This is a genomic window from Xanthomonas rydalmerensis, from assembly GCF_033170385.1.
Classification (GTDB): Bacteria; Pseudomonadota; Gammaproteobacteria; order Xanthomonadales; family Xanthomonadaceae; genus Xanthomonas_A; species Xanthomonas_A rydalmerensis.
In genome coordinates this window covers 1,342,714-1,363,561 of the sequence record NZ_CP126170.1, presented here as the reverse complement: position 1 = coordinate 1,363,561, position 20,848 = coordinate 1,342,714, and the positions used below count along the sequence as shown (strand labels likewise).

At 70.7% G+C, this 20,848-nt stretch carries 15 protein-coding genes; 10 read left to right on the top strand and 5 right to left on the bottom strand.

Features of this window, described 5'->3' with window-relative positions:
- Nucleotides 1–224: 224 nt before the first annotated feature.
- From QN245_RS05670 to QN245_RS05645, 6 genes are all read left to right on the top strand, one after another.
- Nucleotides 225–2,663 (top strand): TonB-dependent receptor plug domain-containing protein, encoded by a 2,439-nt coding sequence (locus tag QN245_RS05670; protein WP_317844774.1) that lies wholly within the window; start codon nt 225–227, stop codon nt 2,661–2,663.
- 299 nt (nt 2,664–2,962) lie between these two features.
- Entirely contained in the window at nt 2,963–3,715 is a 753-nt protein-coding gene (gene otsB / locus QN245_RS05665) for a trehalose-phosphatase (RefSeq protein WP_184446989.1), read from the top strand.
- Between the two features lie 76 nt (nt 3,716–3,791).
- The gene (locus QN245_RS05660) at nt 3,792–5,573 is read left to right on the top strand and encodes a glycoside hydrolase family 15 protein (RefSeq protein WP_184446990.1); all 1,782 of its coding nucleotides are present in this window, start codon (nt 3,792–3,794) and stop codon (nt 5,571–5,573) included.
- On the top strand, nt 5,570–6,940 hold the full coding sequence (otsA, locus tag QN245_RS05655) for an alpha,alpha-trehalose-phosphate synthase (UDP-forming) (protein WP_160970931.1): 1,371 nt from the start codon (nt 5,570–5,572) through the stop codon (nt 6,938–6,940). Before QN245_RS05660 ends, otsA begins: the two co-directional genes overlap by 4 nt.
- Nucleotides 6,941–7,295: 355 nt before the next feature.
- Nucleotides 7,296–9,728 (top strand): membrane-bound PQQ-dependent dehydrogenase, glucose/quinate/shikimate family, encoded by a 2,433-nt coding sequence (locus QN245_RS05650; RefSeq protein ID WP_184447442.1) that lies wholly within the window; start codon nt 7,296–7,298, stop codon nt 9,726–9,728.
- A 314-nt stretch (nt 9,729–10,042) separates the two neighbouring features.
- Nucleotides 10,043–11,905 carry a methyl-accepting chemotaxis protein gene (locus QN245_RS05645; RefSeq protein ID WP_317844773.1) on the top strand — a complete coding sequence of 621 codons (1,863 nt, stop codon included), beginning with the start codon at nt 10,043–10,045 and terminating at the stop codon, nt 11,903–11,905.
- A gap of 19 nt (nt 11,906–11,924) precedes the next feature.
- Here QN245_RS05645 and QN245_RS05640 read toward each other — a convergent pair whose 3' ends face one another.
- The 4 genes from QN245_RS05640 to rluD all read right to left on the bottom strand — a co-directional run bounded on the left by QN245_RS05640 (nt 11,925) and on the right by rluD (nt 14,778).
- Nucleotides 11,925–12,368: a thiol-disulfide oxidoreductase DCC family protein gene (locus QN245_RS05640; RefSeq protein WP_317844772.1), complete on the bottom strand. Its 444-nt coding sequence runs from the start codon at nt 12,366–12,368 to the stop codon at nt 11,925–11,927.
- Nucleotides 12,355–12,897, bottom strand: coding sequence for a DUF4166 domain-containing protein (locus QN245_RS05635; RefSeq protein ID WP_317844771.1), 543 nt, complete (start codon nt 12,895–12,897; stop codon nt 12,355–12,357). The genes QN245_RS05640 and QN245_RS05635 overlap by 14 nt, the downstream gene beginning before the upstream one ends.
- Nucleotides 12,882–13,658 carry a peptidoglycan editing factor PgeF gene (gene pgeF, locus QN245_RS05630; RefSeq protein WP_317844770.1) on the bottom strand — a complete coding sequence of 259 codons (777 nt, stop codon included), beginning with the start codon at nt 13,656–13,658 and terminating at the stop codon, nt 12,882–12,884. Before pgeF ends, QN245_RS05635 begins: the two co-directional genes overlap by 16 nt.
- Nucleotides 13,659–13,770: 112 nt before the next feature.
- The gene (rluD, locus tag QN245_RS05625; RefSeq protein WP_160970941.1) at nt 13,771–14,778 is read right to left on the bottom strand and encodes a 23S rRNA pseudouridine(1911/1915/1917) synthase RluD; all 1,008 of its coding nucleotides are present in this window, start codon (nt 14,776–14,778) and stop codon (nt 13,771–13,773) included.
- 116 nt (nt 14,779–14,894) lie between these two features.
- Between rluD and QN245_RS05620 the strand changes: the two genes are divergently transcribed.
- The 4 genes from QN245_RS05620 to QN245_RS05605 all read left to right on the top strand — a co-directional run bounded on the left by QN245_RS05620 (nt 14,895) and on the right by QN245_RS05605 (nt 19,337).
- Nucleotides 14,895–15,770, top strand: coding sequence for an outer membrane protein assembly factor BamD (locus QN245_RS05620; protein ID WP_160970943.1), 876 nt, complete (start codon nt 14,895–14,897; stop codon nt 15,768–15,770).
- A gap of 324 nt (nt 15,771–16,094) precedes the next feature.
- Complete coding sequence (locus tag QN245_RS05615; protein ID WP_317844769.1) at nt 16,095–17,045, top strand: glycoside hydrolase family protein; 951 nt, start codon at nt 16,095–16,097, stop codon at nt 17,043–17,045.
- 55 nt (nt 17,046–17,100) lie between these two features.
- Nucleotides 17,101–17,838, top strand: coding sequence for an ATP-binding cassette domain-containing protein (locus QN245_RS05610; protein WP_317844768.1), 738 nt, complete (start codon nt 17,101–17,103; stop codon nt 17,836–17,838).
- Nucleotides 17,839–17,879: 41 nt separating this feature from the next.
- Nucleotides 17,880–19,337 (top strand): ABC transporter permease/substrate-binding protein, encoded by a 1,458-nt coding sequence (locus QN245_RS05605; RefSeq protein WP_425612945.1) that lies wholly within the window; start codon nt 17,880–17,882, stop codon nt 19,335–19,337.
- A 241-nt stretch (nt 19,338–19,578) separates the two neighbouring features.
- Here QN245_RS05605 and QN245_RS05600 read toward each other — a convergent pair whose 3' ends face one another.
- Nucleotides 19,579–20,787, bottom strand: coding sequence for an aminotransferase class V-fold PLP-dependent enzyme (locus tag QN245_RS05600; RefSeq protein ID WP_317844767.1), 1,209 nt, complete (start codon nt 20,785–20,787; stop codon nt 19,579–19,581).
- Nucleotides 20,788–20,848 lie beyond the last annotated feature (61 nt).

The window sequence follows — 20,848 nt, the reverse complement described above, 5'->3', positions numbered from 1 at the left end:
ACGGAAAGGGAGCAGGCGATCGTAGGCCAGGCGCGGTGCGAGGCCGGATAACTGCCGGGCATGAGCTCATGCCCGAAGCACCGAATACGCGGCTCGCACATCGCCTTAACGTCGGGCTAATATATCGCTTCATCCGGATGGATGCAGCAACCTTTGCCGACCCCAGTCGCCGCCACGGCCGGCGCGGCCGGTCTTGATGGTCATCGTTTCAGGAGAGAACCCCCATGTCGTCCCCGTTCGTCAGGCCGCTGAGCCTGGCCATCGCCCTGGCCCTGGCGGCCCCCGCGTTCGCCCAGGAGGCCGCCCCGGCCACCGCGACCAACCTGGACACGGTCATCGTCACCGGCACCCGCGCCAGCGGCCGCACCGTGCTCGAATCCACCGCCCCGGTGGACGTGCTCAGCGCCGAGGACATCCGCAAGGCCGGCGTGGTCAACGGCGAACTCGGCAGCGCGCTGCAGGCGCTGCTGCCCTCCTTCAACTTCCCGCGCCAGTCCAACTCCGGCGGCGCCGACCACGTGCGCGCCGCGCAGCTGCGCGGACTCTCGCCCGACCAGGTGCTGGTGCTGGTCAACGGCAAGCGCCGCCACACCTCGGCGCTGGTCAACACCGACAGCAAGATCGGCAAGGGCACCACGCCGGTGGACTTCAATGCCATTCCGATCAGCGCGATCAAGCGCATCGAAGTGCTGCGCGACGGTGCCGGCGCGCAGTACGGCTCCGACGCGGTGGCCGGGGTGATCAACGTGATCCTCGACGACGACCCGGACAGCGGCGCGCTGGAGGCCAGCTACGGCGCCAACCACACCGACGTCAAGCCGATCCACCGCACCCTCACCGACGGCCAGACCGGCTATGCCAGCGGCAAGGTCGGCACGCGCCTGGGCGAGGACGGCGGCTTCTTCAAGGTCGGCCTGGAACTGAAGAACCACGAGGCCACCAACCGCGCCGGCTTCGACCAGATCCCGCCGTTCGAGGAACAGACCCCGGCCAACCTGGCGCTGGCCGGCAAGCGCAACTATGAACTCGGCGACGGCGCCAGCAAGGACCTCAACGCCTGGATCAACGGCAAGCTGCCGTTCGGCCAGGGCAGCGACGTCTATGCCTTCGGCACCTACAACCAGCGCGACACGCAGGGCGCCAACTACTTCCGCTACCCCGACGGCGCCGCCAACTGGACGCAGGTGTATCCGCAAGGCTACCGCCCGGTGTCGCTGGGCGAGAACCGCGACCTGCAGGCCGTGCTCGGCGCGCGCGGGCAGTGGGGCGAATGGGCCTACGACGCCAGCCTCGACTACGGCCGCAACGACTTCACCTACCGGCTCAAGCACTCGCTCAACGCCTCGCTGGGCCCGGGCAGCCCGACCCGCTTCAAGACCGGCGACTACGCCTTCGAGCAGGGCGTGGCCAACCTCGACCTGAGCCGCAGCTTCGACGCCGCCGGGGCCACCCACACCGTGGGCACCGGCGTGGAGCTGCGCCGCGAGCACTACCGCACCCGTCCGGGCGACCCGGCCAGCTACGCCGCCGGCCCCTACACCGACCGGCCCACCGGCGCCCAGGCCGGCGGCGGCCTGACCCCGCAGGATGCGGCCGACCTCTCGCGCAACGTCGCCAGCGTCTACGCCAGCGTGTCCAGCCAGTTCGGCGACAAGCTTTCCACCGACCTGGCCGCGCGCTACGAGCACTACCAGGACTTCGGCGGCGAACTGACCGGCAAGCTGGCCGCGCGCTACGAGTTCGTCCCGGCGTTCGCCCTGCGCGGCGCGATCTCCAACAACTTCCGCGCACCGTCCTTGAGCCAGATCGGCTACGAGGCCAGTTCCACCGGCTACAACGCCAACGGGCAGTTGCTGCAGGGCCGCCTGCTCTCGGTCGACAACCCGATCGCGCAGGCGCTGGGCGCCCGCACGCTGCAGCCGGAAAAGTCGCGCAACTACAGCCTGGGCTTCACCAGCCGCGTCGGCAGCCACTTCGACCTGTCGCTGGACCTGTTCCAGATCGACATCGACAAGCGCATCGCGCTGTCGGAAAGCATCGACGGCGACGCCCTGACCGACTTCGTCGCGCAGCGCTTCGGCATCACCGGCCTGCAGAGCGCCAGCTTCTTCGTCAACGCCGCCGACACCCGCACCCGCGGCGCCGAGCTGGTCAGCAACTGGCGGCAGGCGCTGGGCCAGGGCCAATTGCAGTTGACCGGCACCTGGAGCTACGCCAAGACCGAGCTGGAGAACGTCGTGGCCACGCCGGCACAGTTGCTGGCGCTGAATCCGGACTACGTGCTGTTCGGCGTGGAAGAGCGCAACACCCTGACCGAGGCGACCCCGCGCACCCGCGCGCAGCTGGCGGCGAACTGGAGCGATGCACGCTGGTCGTTGCAGACCCGTGTCACCCGCTACGGCAGCGCCACCCGCGTGTTCGACTTCGGCGACGGCTTCGCCCCGGAGCAGACCTACCGCGCCAAGTGGCAACTCGACGCCGAGGTCGAATACCACCTCACCCCGCAGTGGAGCGTGGCGGTGGGCGGCCAGAATCTCACCGACGCCTACGCCGACCGCTCCAAACCGGACATCGCCTACTTCGGCAACCTGCCCTACGACGTGCTGTCGCCGATCGGCAGCAACGGCGCTTACTACTATGGGCGGGTGCGGTACACCTTCTGACTGAGGTGCCGGGATTGGGGAGTCGGGATTGGGGAGTCGCAAAAACAGCCGGGATTCGGGAGTGGGGATTGGGGATTCGTAAAAACAGCCGGGATTCGGGAGTGGGGATTGGGGATTCGTAAAAGCGGCGCGTCGGCACTCGTGGAGCGCTAACCAAGCACGAATCTCCACTCCCAATCCCGGCATCTGCAGACAGCCGCAGCCGCTGGGCGCCCGCTGTTGCGAATCCCCAATCCCCACTCCCGAATCCCCGCCCCCAATCCACCTGACGCTAACGCCCGTTACCCCATCATGGGGCGATGGCAGACGCGCTCCCCCTCCGACCGCCGCCGCCGCGTCTGGACGATGCCTGCGCATTGTTCCTGGACGTGGACGGCACCCTCATCGCCTTTGCCGAACGCCCCGACCAGGTGCAGTTGCTGCCCGAGGTCCGCGAGGCGATCGGCCGCCTGCACCAGCGCCTCGGCGGCGCGGTGGCGCTGGTCAGCGGACGTCCGCTGACCCAGCTCGACGCCTTGTTCGCACCGCTGCGGCTGCCCGCCGCCGGCCTGCACGGCCACGAGTTGCGCAGCGACGCCGACGCGCAAGCGGCGATGCCCGCCGATACCTCGGCGTTTCTCCATGCGCTGCATGCGCGCGCCGCACACCTGCGCCAGGCGCATCCGGGCGTGCTGGTCGAAGACAAGGGCGCCAGCATGGCGCTGCATTGGCGTGCGGCACCGAGCGCGGCCGACGCGGTGCTGGCGTTCGCGCACGAACAGATCGCCGACCTGCCCGGCTACCGCCTGCAGCCCGGCGACCACGTGGTCGAGTTCGTGCCCGAGGGCAGCGACAAGGGCGTGGCGCTGACCACGCTACTGCAGCAGCCGCCGTTCCGCGGGCGCCGCCCGGTGTTCGTCGGCGACGATCTCACCGACGAATTCGGCTTCGCCGCGGCCAACCAGGCCGGCGGCTGGAGCGTGCTGGTCGGCACCCGCGCCGACAGCGTCGCCACCTATGCGCTGCCCGATCCACGCGGCGTACACGCCTGGCTGCGCGATAACGCTGGATGAGGGCGCCACCGCGCCCGCCCGCCTGCGCCCCGTGGCCGCTTCCCCCACTGCTTCCGCACAAGGACCCGTCCGCTCCATGAGTTCCCCCAATCTCGACCTCGGCGTCATCGGCAACGGCAGCTTCGGCGCCCTGATCGACAAACGGGCCAGTGTGGTGTGGAGCTGCCTGCCGGCCTTCGACGGCGATCCGGCGTTCTGCGCCCTGCTCTCCCCGCGTGCGCATCCCGGCGGCGACTTCAGCATCGAGCTGGAAGATTTCGTCGACAGCGACCAACACTACCTGGCCAACACCGCGATCCTGCGCACGGTGCTGCGCGACGCCCATGGCGGCGCGGTGGAGGTGATCGACTTCGCGCCGCGCTGGCGCAACCACGGCCGCTTCTACCGCCCGGTCAGCATCATCCGCCAGGTGCGGCCGCTGGCCGGCAACCCGCGCATCCGCGTGCTGGCCAGGCCGCTGGCCGACTGGGGCGCGCGCCAGCCGGAGCGCACCTGGGGCAGCAATCACGTGCGCTGGCTGCTGCCGGACTTCACCCTGCGCCTGACCACCGACGTGCCGGTGCGCTTCATCCGCGACGAGCTGCCGTTCGTGCTCAACCACCCGGTCAACCTGATGCTGGGCGTGGACGAATCGCTGACCCGCTCGCTGACCGGCTACATCCAGGAAGCGCAGGAACGCACCGAGGAATACTGGCGCGAGTGGGTGCGTTACCTGTCGGTGCCGCTGGACTGGCAGGACGCGGTGATCCGCAGCGCGATCACCCTGAAGCTGTGCCAGTACGAGGACAGCGGCGCGATCATCGCGGCGATGACCACCTCCATCCCGGAAGCGCCGGACACCCCGCGCAACTGGGACTACCGCTACTGCTGGCTGCGCGATGCCGCCTTCGTGGTGCGCGCGCTGAACCGGCTCGGCGCCACCCGCACCATGGAGCAGTTCCTCGGCTACATCTTCAACATCGCCACTACCGACGGCAGCCTGCAGCCGCTGTACGGCATCGGCTTCGAAGCGGCGCTGGAAGAACACGAGGTCGAGTCGCTGGCCGGCTACCGCGGCATGGGCCCGGTGCGGCGCGGCAACCTGGCCTGGATCCAGAAGCAGCACGACGTGTACGGCAGCGTGGTGCTGGCCTCCACCCAGCTGTTCTTCGACCTGCGCCTGAAGGATCCCGGCGATACCCACACCTTCCTGCGCCTGGAACCGCTGGGCGAGCGCGCGTTCGAACTGCACGACGTGCCCGACGCCGGCCTGTGGGAATTCCGCGGCCGCGCCGAGGTGCACACCTACACCAGCGCGATGTGCTGGGCCGCCTGCGACCGCCTGGCCAAGATCGCCGCACGGCTGGGCCTGGACGAGCGCGTGGCGCACTGGCGCGACCGCGCCGACCGCATCCACGCGCGCGTGCTGGCCGAGGCCTGGAACGCGGAGCTGGGGCACTTCACCGACACCTTCAACGGCCACCGGCTGGACGCCTCGCTGCTGTTGCTGGCGGACATCGGCTTCATCGCCCCGGACGATCCGCGCTTCATCGCCACCGTCGAGGCGATCGGCCGCGACCTCAAGCATGGCGATGCGCTGTACCGCTACGTGGCGCCGGACGATTTCGGCGAACCGGAGACCAGCTTCACCATCTGCACGTTCTGGTACATCGACGCCCTGGCCGCGATCGGCCGCAAGGAGGAAGCGCGCGAGCTGTTCGAGCGCATCCTCGCCCGGCGCAATCACCTGGGCCTGCTGTCGGAGGATCTGGCCTTCGACAACGGCGAAGCCTGGGGCAATTTCCCGCAGACCTATTCGCATGTCGGCCTGATCATCGCCGCCATGCGCTTGTCACGCAGTTGGCAGGAGGCATCATGAGCAGATTGGTGGTGGTATCCAACCGTGTGGCCTTGCCCGGCGAGAACCGTGCCGGCGGCTTGGCGGTGGGCTTGCTGGCGGCGCTGAAGGAGCGCGGCGGCGTGTGGTTCGGCTGGAGCGGCAAGACCGTGCGCGGCGACAGCGGCGCCATGCACGAGCAGACCCAGGGCGACATCCGCTTCGTCACCATGGACCTGAATCGCGCCGACCTGGACGCGTACTACAACGGCTTCGCCAACCGCACGCTGTGGCCGCTGCTGCACTTCCGCCTGGACCTGGTCGACTACGACCGCGCCACGCGCGAAGGCTACCGCCGGGTCAACGCCATGTTCGCCGACAAGCTCGCGCCGATGCTGCGCGAGGACGACACGGTGTGGATCCACGACTATCACCTGATTCCGCTGGCCTCGCTGCTGCGCGAACGCGGCATCGGCTGCCGCATCGGGTTCTTCCTGCACGTGCCGTTCCCTTCGGCCGACCTGATCCAGGCGCTGCCGGACCACGCACGGCTGTTCTCCGGCTTCTACGCCTACGACCTGATCGGCTTCCAGACCCGCCGCGACGTCGACCGTTTCCAGGCCTACGTGCGCCTGTTCGGCGGCGGCAAGGTGATCAAGGACGGCGTGCTGGAAGCCCCGGGCGGCCGCCGCTTCCGCGCCGCGATGTTCCCGATCGGCATCGACACCAACCTGATCGCGCAGCAGGCGCGCGCGGCAGTGAGCAAGCCGGCGGTACGCGATTTGCGCAACAGTCTGCGCGATCGCCAGCTGGCGATCGGCGTGGACCGGCTGGACTACTCCAAGGGCCTGCCGGAACGTTTCCTCGGCTTCGAACGCTACCTGGAACGGCATGCCGACCAGCGCGGCAGCCTCACCTACCTGCAGATCGCCCCGGTCTCGCGCGGCGACGTCACCGAATACAAGCAGCTGCGCAACCAGCTCGAACAGATCGCCGGGCACATCAACGGCGGGCATGCCGAGCCGGACTGGACCCCGCTGCGCTACGTCAACCGCAACTTCACCCACGCCACCCTGACCGGCTTCTACCGCGCCGCGCAGGTCGGCCTGGTGACGCCGCTGCGCGACGGCATGAACCTGGTGGCCAAGGAGTACGTGGCCGCACAGGATCCGGAGAATCCCGGCGTGCTGGTGCTGTCGCTGCTGGCCGGCGCCGCCGACGAACTGAAGGAAGCGCTGCTGGTCAATCCGCACGACCTGGACGGCGTCGCCGACGCCATCGCCACCGGCGCCTCGTTGCCCAAGGCCAAGCGCATCGAACGTTGGCAGGCGATGATGGACCACCTGCGCAAGCACGACATCAATGCCTGGCGCCAGCGCTATCTGCAGGCGCTGGAAAGCCTGCGTTAGCGGCGGCGCGCTTTCGCACGCCGCGCGGCCGGCCCCTGCGCGCCGCGCGCTCCCCTCAAGATATCGCCATGCGGCGTCCACCACGGCGCCGCATGACGCAGTGTTCCGCGTGCCATCACGGCCCGACGACCTGCGCAGCCTAAAATAGGCCCCACGCGCCGCGCCGGTTCCATGCTTTCCGAGAACGCAGCGGCGCGGTCGCTGCCTTGCGATGCGCGCCGTCCTCGCGGCCCCGCCCTCGCCTCTCCCCCCACGATCCGCCTGCACCGCTGCCATTCGCGCCACGCGCCAGGGATCCTCGTCGGATGTTTCGCTCATGACTGCTTCTTCCTCCCCACACGGACCCGGTCGCTGGCTGTTCGCCGGCTACGCCGTCCTCATCGCCGTGATCGGCGTCGCGCTCGCCGTCATGGGCGGGCAACTCGTCGCCGTCGGCGGCTCCTGGTACTACCTGCTCGCCGGCGTGGCACTCGCCGTGTCCGGCTTGCTGCTCGCGCTCGGCCGCCGCGTCGGCCTGTGGCTGTTCGGCGTGACCCTGGCCGCGACCATCGCCTGGGCCCTGGCCGAGGTCGGCCTGGACGGCTGGGCGCTGATCCCGCGCCTGGCGATGATCTCGGTGCTCGGCCTGCTGCTGTTGCCGTTCTGGAAGGTCGCACGCTGGCGTCTGGCGCCCGTCTCCGGCATCGGCTATCTGCTGGTCGCCGGCGTGCTGCCGGTGCTGGGCGCGGCCCTGGTGTTCGCGCCGCTGCTGTTCCCGCGCACGGTGGAACTGGCCGATCCCAGCCTCGCCGCGCAGCGCCCGCAGGCCGCCTTCAGCCGCGCCACGGTGAACAGCCCCGATGGCAACGTCGCCGGCAACCACGATGCGGGCAACTGGACCGCCTATGCCGGGTCCAACCTGTCCAACCACTACAGCCCCGGCGCACAGATCACTCCGGACAACGTCAAGGATCTGAAGGTCGCCTGGGAATTCCACACCGGCGACCTCAAGCCGGCCGGCTCCAAGCTCGGCTATGCGTTCCAGAACACCCCGCTGAAGGTCGGCGACCTGGTCTACATCTGCACGCCCACGCAGAAGGTGATCGCGGTCGAGGCCACCACCGGCAAGGAGCGCTGGCGCTTCGATCCGCAGACCAATCCGAAGGCCATGGCCGGCGTCGCCGCCACCACCTGCCGCGGCGTGTCCTATTTCGAAGCGCCCACCCCGGTCGCCGAATGCGCCAAGCGCATCTTCTGGCCGATGGTGGATGGCCGCCTGGGCGCGCTCGACGCACTCACCGGCAAGCTGTGCGACAGCTTCGGCACGCACGGCTATGTCGACCTGAACAAGGACACCGGCAACACCAAGCCCGGCTTCGTCGGCCCCACCTCGCCGCCGGTGGTGATGCGCGGCGTGGTGATCCAGCCCACCGGGCAGATCCGCGACGGCCAGGAACGCGACGCGCCGTCCGGCGTGGTGCGCGCTTTCGACGCGATCAGCGGGCAGCTGCGCTGGGCCTGGGACCTCGGCAATCCGGCAATCGACGCGGCCCCACCGGCCGGCCAGACCTACACTCGCTCGACCCCGAACGTGTGGTCGCTGATGGCCGCCGACGACCAGTTGGGCCTGGTCTATCTGCCCACCGGCAACGCCTCCGGCGATTTCTTCGGCAAGCAGCGCACGCCGCAGGAAGAGGAGTACACCGCCTCGCTGGTCGCGCTGGATGCGGCCACCGGCAAGGAGCGTTGGCACTTCCGCACCATCAACCACGACCTGTGGGACTACGACATCGGCCCGCAGCCGAACCTGGTGGATTTCCCGGTGCCCGGCGGCGGCACCCGCCCGGCGGTGATCCAGGCCACCAAGTCCGGCCAGGTGTTCGTGCTCGACCGCGAGACCGGCGCGCCGATCATGCCGGTGCAGCAGCTCCCGGTGCCGCAGGGCACCGACCACGGCGACTGGACCGCCAAGACCCAGCCGGTGTCGCCGGGTATGCCCAACACCGTCGGCGCGCCGAGCAAGGACTACGAGACCCTCGTCGAATCCGACGCCTGGGGCATCACCCCGTTCGACCAACTGGTGTGCCGCATCCAGTTCAAGCGGCTGCGCTACGAGGGCATGTTCACCCCGCCCAGCCTGGGCGGCTCGCTGGCCTTCACCGGCAACCACGGCGGCATCAACTGGGGCGGCGTGTCGGTGGACCTGCAGCGCGGCATCATGGTGATGAACAGCAATCGCCTGCCCTACACCGAACACGTGTATCCGCGCCAGGAAATGCAGGCGCTGGGCGTGGTGTCGGTGTTCAACGGCAAGAGCAAGACGCCCGGCTACATGGCCCAGGAAGGCCTGCCGTACGGCGCACGCAAGGAGCCGTGGATGTCGCCGCTGAACACTCCGTGCGTGGCGCCGCCGTGGGGCTATATCTCCGGCGTGGACCTGCGCACCCAGCAGGTGATCTGGCGGCGTCCGCTGGGCACCGGCTACGACCAGGGCCCGATGGGCATTCCGTCGAAGATGAAGTTCGAGCTGGGCACGCCCAACAACAGCGGCTCGCTGGCCACTGCCGGCGGCGTGACCTTCATCGGCGCGGCGCTGGACGACTTCCTGCGCGGCTACGACACCCAGACCGGCAAGCTGCTGTGGGAAGTGCGCGTGCCGGCCGGTCCGCAGGCCGCGCCGCTGAGCTACACCGTCGGTGGCAAGCAGTACATCGTCGCCGCGATCGGCGGCCACGACCGCATGGACACCAAGGCCGGCGACAGCGTGATCGCCTGGACCCTGCCCGACGCGGCGACGCCGGCGAAGTAAGCGGCCCGCCCCGTACCACCCCGCCACCGGCCGCGCAGATGCGGCCGGTGGCGATGACGGCCTGCCCGGCCATGGCTGGGCCGGCACGCTCGCCCGGCCGACTGCACGTCCGCCCGCGACGCCATCCTGCTGCAGCGCAGCACACCATGGCACCTTGCCCAGCGGGCGATGGGTGTCCAGGCCATGTGAAGTTTCCGACGAACGGCAGGCGCCTGCGATCAAGCACGCCTGGCGATGCGCCGATACTGGGTGTACCCCCGCGAGATCGCGTCGCCCCCGCGGCGTTGCCCGTTGTTTCCTAACCGGTGCACACCATGCCCTCGCCATCTGCCGCTCTCCGCCCGACCTCCCCTTCCTGGCTGCGCCCGCATTCGGCGCTGCTCGCCCTCGCCCTCGCCCATGTGCTGGTGCTGCTGGCGCTGGCCGGCTATGCCGTACATGTGGGTCGCGCGACCGGGCCCACCGGCTCGGCGCTACCGCGCTTGCTGCCAGCACTGCTGGGTGCCGCAGCCGTGGCGGCGACGCTGGCCTGGGCCGGCAGACGCAGCGCGCCGCGCTCGCTGGAGCGGGCCACGCAGGCGCTGCAGGCGCTCGGCGAAGGCCGCTTCGAGCAGCGCGTGGACCTGACCGGCGACGCCGCCGAGGTGGCGCTGTTGCGCGCGGTGCAGCACGCGCAGCAGGCGCTGGCCGCGCGCCAGGTGCAGACCGAAGCGGAACTGCAGCATGGCCGCTTCGTCATCCAGGCGCTGGACGATCTCGACACCATGGTGCGCATCGCCGACGACGATGGCCGCGTGCATTTCGCCAACCGCAAGCTGCTGCAGATGCTGCGCACCATCGAGCCGGACGTGCAGCGCTTCCGCCCGGAATTTCGTGCCGAACAGTTCGTCGGCGGCAGCATCGGCGACATCTACCCGGACAGTCAGGCGGCGATCGACCGCATGCGCGCGCTGACCGGCTCCAAGCGCGTACGTGCGCCGTTCTTCGGCCGCCAGATCGATTTCGTGTACAGCCCGATCAACGGCGCCGACGGCCGCCGCCTGGGCACCATCGCGCAATGGGAGGAAGTGACCGCACAGGTCGCCGCCGAACAGGCGCTGGCCACGGTGATCGAGGCCGCCGCGCGTGGCGATTTCAGTCAGCGCATCGACACCGCGGCGATGGACGGGGTGCTCAAGTCGCTGGCCGAAGGCGTCAACCGGATCGCCGACGCGGTGGAGCGCAACCTGGCGGAACTGGCCGGGGCGCTGACGGCGCTGGCCGAGGGCGACCTCACCCACCGCGTCGACGGCCAGGCGCAGGGCGTGTTCGCACGGTTGCGCGATGACACCAACCGCACCGTCGCCAAGCTCACCGAGATCATCGTCGGCATCCAGGACGCGGCCGAGACCATCCGCCGCGCCGCCTCCGAGATCGCCGCGGGCAACACCGACCTGTCCGATCGCACCGAACAGCAGGCGGCGAGCCTGGAAGAGACCGCCAGTTCGATGGAGGAACTGACCTCGGCGGTGAAGCAGAACGCCGACAACGCGCAGCAGGCCAACGGCCTGGTGCAGAACACCGGCGAGGTCGCCCGTTCCGGCGGCCAGGTGATGGACGAGGTGGTGGCGACGATGCGCGCGATCAGCGCCTCCTCGCAGCGCATCGGCGAGATCATCGGCGTGATCGACGGGATCGCCTTCCAGACCAACATCCTGGCGCTCAACGCCGCGGTGGAGGCGGCGCGCGCCGGCGAACAGGGCCGCGGCTTCGCCGTGGTCGCCGCGGAAGTGCGCTCGCTGGCGCAGCGCTCGGCCGATGCGGCCAAGGAGATCAAGGACCTGATCGAGGCATCGACGCGCACCGTCGGCGAAGGCGCGGCGCTGGTCAACCGCGCCGGCGCCACCATGCACGAGATCGTCGGCTCGGTGCAGCGCGTGACCGGCCTGATCGGCGAGATCAGCGCCGCCAGCGGCGAGCAGTCCAGCGGCATCGAACAGGTCAACCGCACCGTGGCGCAGCTGGACGAAGTGACCCAGCGCAACGCCGCCCTGGTCGAGGAAGCCACCGCCGCCGCGCGCAGCATGGAGGAACAGGCTGGCGGCCTGGCCGCCGCGGTCGGCGTGTTCCGCCTCGACAGCGGCCGCGCCGGCGGTACCGACGGCAAGGTGGTGCCGTTCGCGCGCGGCAGCGGCTGAGTCGGGCGGCGCGCCGCGCTCAGTCCAGAAACCGCGACCGCTGCGCCGGCTCCGGCAGGAAACACTGCGCGGTGGTGCCGAACCAGCGATGACGATTGCGCGCCAGCACCCGATAGCCGGCGTCGCGCCAGCGCCGCGGCAGCAGGCGCAGCACCGCGACGCTGCGCCACACCCCACCGAGCCCGGCAATCACCGCGATCGCCGCGTCCGAATCGGTCAATGCGCCATGCCGGGTCAGCAGCAGGAACGACAGCGGATCGGCCGGATCCAGCCCGTGTTCGCGCAACAAGGCGCTGCCGCGCGGCGACTGCATCGCCGCAAAGCGGTAACGACCGCGGCGGTCATGGCGCAGCAGGAACCGCACCCAGCGGCTGCACAGCGCACACACCCCGTCGAACACGACGATGGCCGCGTCCTCCGGCGCCGTGGGCGTCGCGACCGGCGGCGGCTCAGGCCGGCGCAAGCCAGCCCTCGTAGCGGATGAACGGCCCGATCCACGGCAGGGTCACCGCGATCACGAACGCATAGCGGCCGTCGCGCTGGTCTTCGCGGCAGTGCACGCCGGCCAGCCAGCGCCGTGGCAGCGGCAGCACGCCGAAGGCCCAGGCCCGCGCCGCGCGCCATTCGATGCCGGCGCCCTCGATCCGCAGGGCGAATTCGAAGACCACCGCACCCAGGCGCTCGCGCAGGCGGCCACGGTGCAACCACAGCCGCGAGGGCATGGCATGCGTGCCGAAGCGGCGCTCCCAGCGCTCGCCGTGCGCATCGGCGCGGAACACCACCTCCACCGGCGTCGCCGGCCCGGTGCGCGGCAGCCGTACCAGCCACGCGCACAGCGGCAGCAGCGGATGCTGGCCGCGCTGCACCACCGCCTGACCGACATAGCGCGACTGAGACGACGGGGTGTGCAGCGCGCGCAGCACCGGCGGCAACTGCGCGAACGCCGGCCCCAGTAGCTGCGCGAACAACGGCGAGGTCAGGGCGCGATCCACGCCAGGGTCGCCATGCGCCCGCTGCGGCGGTCGCGCCGATAGGAGTAGAAGCGCTGCGCATCGGCGATGGTGCACAGGCCGCCGCCGTGGATCTGCTCCGGCGCCATGCCGGCCGCGACCAGGCGCTGCCGCGCCAGCGCGTACAGGTCCACCCGCCAGTGTCCGGGCCGGGTGTCCACGAACGCGGCGGCGGCGGCGGCCGGATCGTGGCGCAGGAACGCCTCGCGCACCTCGCTGCCGATCTCGTAATGCTGCGGTCCGGCCGCCGGGCCCAGCCAGGCCTGCAGGTGTGCAGCCGGCGTGCGCAGCGCGGCCACGGTGGCCTCCAGCACGCCGCCGGCCAGCCCCTGCCAGCCGGCGTGCGCGGCACCGACCTCGCTGCCATCGCGCGCGGCGAACACCACCGGCAGGCAGTCGGCGGTCAGGATCGCCAGCACCACGCCCGCTTCGGCGGTGACTGCGGCATCGGCGGTCGGCTCGGCGTCGATGCCGGTACCATGCGGCGGCCCGTCGAAGCGCAGCACCTGCACGCCGTGCACCTGGCGCAGCCAATGCGGCGGCGTCGGCAGCGTCAGCCGATCCGCCAGCTCGTCGCGGTTGCGCTGCACCGTGGCCGGGTCGTCGCCGTCGGCGGCGCTGCGGTTGCCAAGATTGAAATGGTCGAACGGCGGCCGCGAGGCGCCGGCGCCGTGGCGCAGCGTGGTCAGGGCGCGTACGCGCGGCGGGGCCGGCCAGTCGGCGTGCAGGGCGAAGTCGGTCATCGGCGGCGGGCTCGGCCGGCAGCGGCTGCCGCGTCGCCGCGGACCGGCCGGCCATCTGCCAGGGCCGGACCGCAGGCCAGCAGGGCACGGGAGACGGGCGACCTGGCCATGCTCAGCGCCGCGTCCGCTCGGCGGCCGCCTGCGCATCCGCACGCAAGGAGGCCATCAACTGCTGCAGGTCGGCCGGCACCGCCGCGGTGGCGCGCACCGGCTCGCCGCTCGACGGATGCTTGAACTCCAGGGTCTCGGCATGCAGTGCCTGGCGCTTGAAGCCGCGCAGCTCGCCGATCAGCTCCTCGCTGGCGCCCTTGGGCAGCTTCAACGGGCCGCCGTACAGCGGGTCGCCGACGATGGGGTGCTTCAGGTGCGCCATGTGCACGCGGATCTGGTGGGTACGGCCGGTCTCCAGGCGGCATTCCAGGGCCGTGTGGGCACGGAAGCGCTCGCGCAGCCGGTAGTGGGTGACCGCGTCGCGGCCGTCCTCGCGCACCGCCATGCGCAGGCGGTCGCGCGGATGGCGGTCGATCGGCGCGTTGGCGGTGCCGCCGGAGACCAGCGCCCCGACCACCACCGCCAGGTATTGCCGGTGCACATCGCGTGCGGACAGCTGCGCCACCAGCGAGGTGTGCGCCTGCAGGGTCCGCGCCACCACCATGGCGCCGCTGGTGTCCTTGTCCAGGCGGTGCACGATGCCGGCGCGCGGCAGCGCCGACAGCCCCGGATCGCGGTACAGCAAGGCGTTGACCAGGGTGCCGCTGGGGTTGCCGGCGCCCGGATGCACCACCAGCCCGGCCGGCTTGTTCAGCACGATGACCTGGTCGTCCTCGTACAGCACCTCCAGCGGGATGTCCTCGGGCAGGGCGTGGGTCTGGGTGTCCAGCACCGCGTGCAGGCTGGCGATCTCGCCGCCGCGCAGCGCATCGCGCGGCCGCGCCGGGGCGCCGTCGAGCAGGGCGTCGCCGGATTTGATCCACTCGGCCAGGCGCGACCGCGAGTACTCGGGGAACAGTTCGGCCAGCACCGCGTCGAAGCGGCGGCCGGCGGCATGATCGGGGACGCGCGCCTGGCGCGGGCCGTCGCTGACGGCGTCCTCGGGGAGATCCGGGGGGGTATGGGGCATGGCAGAGGCACGGCTTGGGTCGGAAAAAGGGGGTCGCGGCGGCCATAGTCAGTCGCAGGACAGGCCACTAGGCTATCATCGCCCCTTCGTATTCCTGCCCTGCCGCGCCCGAACCCATGATCCGACGCTCCGTCCCGCTGTCCGCGCACGTCCGTTTCATCGCCCTGCTGCTGGTCACGCTGGTCGTGGCGACGGGTTGCCACCGTCAGAAGAAGAACCCCGAAGAGGGGATGCCGGTGGAGCAGCTCTACCAGAAGGCGCATGCGCAGATGGAGAGCGGCAACTGGGCCGGCGCCGAGAGCAGCTTCAAGCGGCTGATCGCGCAGTACCCGTACGGCAACTACACCGAGCAGGCGATGATCGAGAGCGCCTACGCCCAGTACAAGGCCGGCAAGCACGACGACGCGGTGTCCACCATCGACCGCTTCATCCGCACCTACCCGACACAGCGCAACATCGCCTACATGTACTACCTGCGCGGGTTGTCCAACTCCAACCGCGACACGGTGTTCCTGCGCCGGGTGTGGTCGCTGGATGCCAGCCGCCGCGACCTGTCCACCCCGCAGCAGGCCTATGCCGACTTCAACACCGTCGCCGAGCGCTACCCGAACAGCCGCTACGCCGCCGATGCGCGCGAGCGCATGATCGCCCTGCGCAACGTGTTCGCCCAGCACGAGCTGGACAACGCGCTGTACTACCTGCGCCGCGACGCCTGGGTGTCGGCCGCCTCGCGCGCCACCTACCTGCTGGAGACCTACCCGCAGAGCGCGTACCAGTACGACGCAGTGGCGGTGCTGGCCGATGCCTACACCCACCTAGGCAACAAGACCCTGGCCGCCGACGCGCGCCGCGTGCTCGAGCTCAACGACCCGCAGCATCCGTGGCTGACCGGCAACTGGCCGAAGTACCCGTGGATGATCCGCAAGCTCAACCCGTTCGCTGGCGAGAAGTCCGCCGCCACCGGACAGTCCAACTCGCAGATGCAGCGCTGATCCACCGCGCCGGCAACACGCACACCGACAGGGGCCGCAAGGCCCCTGTCGCGTTTGAGGGCTGCCGATTGGACCTCTGCCGACTGGTCGGCGCGTGTGTTCGGCCGCCGCGGAAGACTGTGGCGACGCGCCAGGGCGCACAGAGGCCGGTGCCTACGCAGCAGGGCTGCCCTGGCCACAGGGCGCACAGCCGTGTGCGCGCGCTTCCAGACCAGGCACTGCGGAGTGCGACCCGCACCGCAGTCCCGGGAATTGGTGCCGACGCCGCCGGCCGCGCTTGCTAGGCTGCCTCCACGCCTCCTCCGTGCCGATCCGCTGGGACCCATGCCCATGCCCATCCTGCGCCCGCTGCTGTGGTTGTTCGCCGCCGTTCTCGCCTCCGCCGCCCTTCCGGCCGCCGCGGCACCGGCCATCGTGTACGGGGTCAACGGCCACGACGGCCGCCAGGCCTACCCGCTCAGCCAGAGCGAGGCGGTGTTCCGCCTGCTCGACCAGCGCAACCTGCGCAGCTACCGGTTCGACGTGGACCCGCGCAACTTCACCGTGCTCGACCAGTTGGTGCAGTTCTCGCGCAAGTACAACATCGCGCTGCGGCCGATGGTGTATCCGATGTCGCGCGAGATCGGCTACGCGCTGGCGCGCCGCTACGCCAACGACATCAAGGTCTGGGAGATCGGCAACGAGCAGGATCTGGACCGTGCCGCCGCCCCGGCGCGGATCGCGGCGATGACCACGATGTACCGCGGCATGAAGCAGGCATCCGACGAACTCGGCGCCGGCCTGCAGTTCACCATCAACATCACCGCCTGCAACAGCGACGACCGTTCGGCCAACGCGCGCTGCCCCGGCGACCGCAACGGCTCGCTGTGGTTCCTGGACCAGGCCAAGGCGGCCGGCTTCGACTTCGACCGCATCAGCTTCCACTACTACGCCTTCCACGGGGAGCGCGGCTACTGGATGGATCTGTATCTCGGACAACTGCGCGCCGCCGCGCAGAAGTACGGCACCAAGGTGTACGTCAACGAGCTCAACTGCGCCGAGGTGTACACCGGCAACACCGATGGCGGCCATCCCGGCGACGGCGCCTGCTACGACAGCGTGGCGGACCTCCTGCAGACACTGCGCAGCGATTACGCCGACGTGGTCGCCGAGGTCAATCTCTACGAATTGCTCGACCAGCCGGACCAGCAGGGCGCGGAAGCCCATTTCGGCCTGATGTACGACCTGAGCCGGCCGAAACCGACATTGGACCTGCTGACCGGCGCCGCCCGCTGAGGCCGCGGCGGCGTCTTCGCGCGGCGTGGTCGCCGCCTGCGGCTATGCTGCGGCGATGTTCGAACTGCATCGGGTCACCCGCCGCTACGGCGACACGCTGGCACTGGACCGGGTCGATCTGCGCATCGCCCCGGGCCGCACCACCGCGTTGATCGGCCCCAGCGGCGCCGGCAAGTCCAGCGTGCTGCGCCTGCTGCTGGGGCTGGAATGGCCGGACGCCGGCGAAGTGCGCTTCCAGGGCGAACCGCTGCGCCGCGCCACTCTGCTGGCGCAGCGCCGGCGCATCGGCTACGTGATCCAGGAAGGCGGCCTGTTCCCGCACCTGAGCGCGCGCGACAACGCCGCCTTGCTGGCGCGCACGCTGGGCTGGGCACGGCCGCGCATCGAGGCGCGCCTGCACGAGCTGGCCGAATTGTGCCGCCTGCCGGAAGCGCTGCTGGCGCGTTACCCGGCCGAGCTGTCCGGCGGCCAGCGCCAGCGCGTTGGGCTGATCCGCGCGCTGTTGCTGGACCCGCCGGTGCTGCTGCTGGACGAACCGCTGGGCGCGCTCGACCCGATCGTGCGCCACGAGCTGCAGACGCAGATGCGCGAGCTGTTCGCGCTGCTCGGCAAGACCGTGGTGCTGGTGACCCACGACGTCGCCGAGGCCGCCTACCTGGGCGATACCCTGGTGCTGATGCGCGGCGGCCGCGTGGTGCAGGAAGGCAGCGCACGCACCTTGCTGGAGACGCCGGCCGATCCGTTCGTCGGCCAGTTCCTGCAGGCGCAGCGCACCCTGGAGGATGCGCGGTGACGTCGCCGGGCGCGCGCTGGCGCGCGATCGCGCTGGTCGCCTTGGGCGGCCTGGCCAACCTGCTGGGCGCGCCGGCCGCGGCCGCCGACGCCAAGGTGGTGGTCGGCTCGAAGAACTTCACCGAAGCGGTGGTGCTGGGCGAGATCGCCGCCGGCGCCGGGCGCCAGGCCGGCGTCGAGGTCGAGCACCGGCGCCAACTCGGCGGCACCCGCATCCTCTGGCGTGCGCTGGAGCAGGGCTCGATCGACGCCTACGCCGAGTACACCGGCACCCTGGCCGCCGAGCTGCTGCAGATGCCGGGTGCCGACGACGCCGCGCTGCGGCGCGCGCTGGCGCAGCGCGGCCTGGCGATGAGCGCGCCGCTGGGCTTCGACAACACCTATGCGTTCGGCATGCGCCGGCAACGCGCGCAGGCGCTGGGCATCGCACGCCTGTCCGACCTCGCCGCGCATCCAACGCTCAAATTCGGGCTGAGCAACGAATTCGTCTCGCGTGCCGACGGCTGGCCCGGCGTGCGCGACGCCTACCGCCTGCCGCAGACCCCCACCGGCCTGGACCACGACCTCGCCTACCGCGCGCTCGACAGCGGCGCGATCGACCTCACCGACCTGTACAGCACCGATGCCGAGATCCCGGCGCACGACCTGCTGGTGCTGCAGGACGACAAGCATTACTTCCCGCGCTACGCCGCAGTGTTCCTGTACCGCGCCGACCTGGCGCAGCGCGCGCCGCGCTTCGTGCAGGCGCTGCAGGGACTGGGCGGACGCATCGACGCGGCGACCATGCAGCGCCTCAACGCCGAGGCCAAGCTCGACAAGCGTGCCGAAAGCGCCATCGCCGCGCACTGGTTGGGCATCGCCGCGCCGGCCCAGGACGGACGCCTGCAGCGGCTGCTGCAACGCACCCGCGAGCACCTTGCGCTGGTCGGGCTGTCGCTGGGCCTGGCCCTGCTGGTGGCGCTGCCGCTGGGTATTCTGGCGGCACACCGGCCACGGCTCGGCCAGGCGGTGCTGGCCCTGACCGGCGTGCTGCAGACGCTGCCGTCGCTGGCGGTGTTCGTGTTCATGATCCCGCTGTTCGGCATCGGCGCCAAACCGGCGATCGCCGCGCTGTTCCTGTACAGCCTGCTGCCAATCGTGCGCAACACCCATGCCGGCATCACCGGTATCGCCCGCGAACTGCGCGAGACCGCCGCCGCGCTCGGCCTGCCGCCGGGCACCCGGCTGTGGCGGATCGAACTGCCGCTGGCGCTGCGCACCATCCTCGCCGGCATCAAGACCGCGGCGGTGATCAACGTCGGTACCGCGACCCTGGGCGCGCTGATCGGCGCCGGTGGCTACGGCCAGCCGATCCTCACCGGCATCCGCCTGGACGATCTCGGCCTGATCCTGGAAGGCGCGGTGCCGGCCGCGCTGCTGGCGCTGCTGGTGCAGGGCCTGTTCGAGTTGCTGGAGCGGGTACTGACCCCGCGCGGGTTGCGCCTGGCGGCGCGGCGGTAAACCAGGCGCCTCGCCGCGGGCATGAGGTGCGGCCGGCCATCGGCGCCCGCACGAAACGCATCACAACCGCATGCGGTCGCGGTTGAAGCCGCTCCTACGGCGTGCATGCCGCTTTCTCGTAGGAGCGGCTTCAGCCGCGACCAACGAAGCCATGCACCCAACAGGATCGACGATGCAGACCGGTAATCGACTGCCTTCCCCATCGAAACTGAAGATAGACAACGCACGCACGCACGTGCGTTCAAGCACGCGCCGCAGCCACCATCTCTTGTGCCAGGCCACGCATCGCCTCCGGCGTCAGCTGCAGGTACGGGGCGATGCGCAGGGCACCATGACGATGCGTGCAGATGACGTGCGCCTGCTGCAACCAGGGCAGCAGCGCCGGCATCGCCGACGCCGGTGGACGCAGCGCGTACAGGTGCGGCGCGTGCCCGGGCACGGTCCAGTCGCCCGCGCCCAGCGCCTGCAATTCCGCGTCGAAGGCCCCGCCAAGGTCGGCGAGCCGCTGCGCGATGCGCGCCGGCTGCCACTGCTGTACCTGCTGCAGCGCGGCACTGGCCATCGCCAGACGCAGCGGATCGGCGACACCGCCGGCATCGAAGCGACGCGCGCCGCTGTGGTACGGCGGCGGCGCTTCGGCCGGAAACTGCCAATCGCCGCCCGGATCGCGCGCCTGCCAGTGCTGCTCGAACGGAACGCCATGCACGCGCCAGTGCGGCGAGGCCCACAGCCACGCCAGCCCCATCGGTCCGAGCAGCCATTTGTGCCCGACCGAGACCACGAAATCCGGCCGCCAGGCATCCAGCCGCACCGGCAGCACGCCCAGGCTCTGGCTCAGGTCCAGCACCAGCATCGCGCCGGCCGCATGCACGCGCGGCGCGATCCGGTCCAGATCCAGCAAGCTGCCGTCGCGCCAGTAGGCGTTGGGCAGGGTCGCCACGCGGACGCGCGGCTGGGTGTCCAGCGTCGCCAGCACCGCCGCGGTCCAGTCCTGCCCAGGTGCACGCCGCACCACCGCCAGGGATGCGCCGCTCTCGGCGCAGCGTTGCTGCCACGCCAGCAAATTCGATGGGAACTGGCCATCGAGCAGCAGTACCGCATCGCCGGGCGCCAGCGGCACCTGTCGCGCCGCAATGGCCAGGCCGTACGCGGCCGACGGCACCATCGCCACGCCCTCGCTGTCGCCCGAGAACACCGTGGCCGCGGCCAGCGTGCGCAGGTCTTCGATCTGCGCGCGCCAGGCATCGAAGGACAGCGTCCACGGCGCAATCGAATCGGCCAGCGCCGCCTGCCCTGCGGCCAGCGCCCGGTGCAGCCGCGGGCCCTTGCTGGCGGTGTCCAGGTAGCGCACGCCGGCCGGCAGCGCGAACGCATCCGCCGCGGCATCGAGGTCGACCAGCTCTTCCGCAGAAGCCGGACTGGCAGCAGGGCGCGAGGCGGTCGTAGACATGTGTCTAGGGTAACGCCGTGGTCCGCGACGCGTGACGGTCCGTTCACGCCGTAGCGCTAAG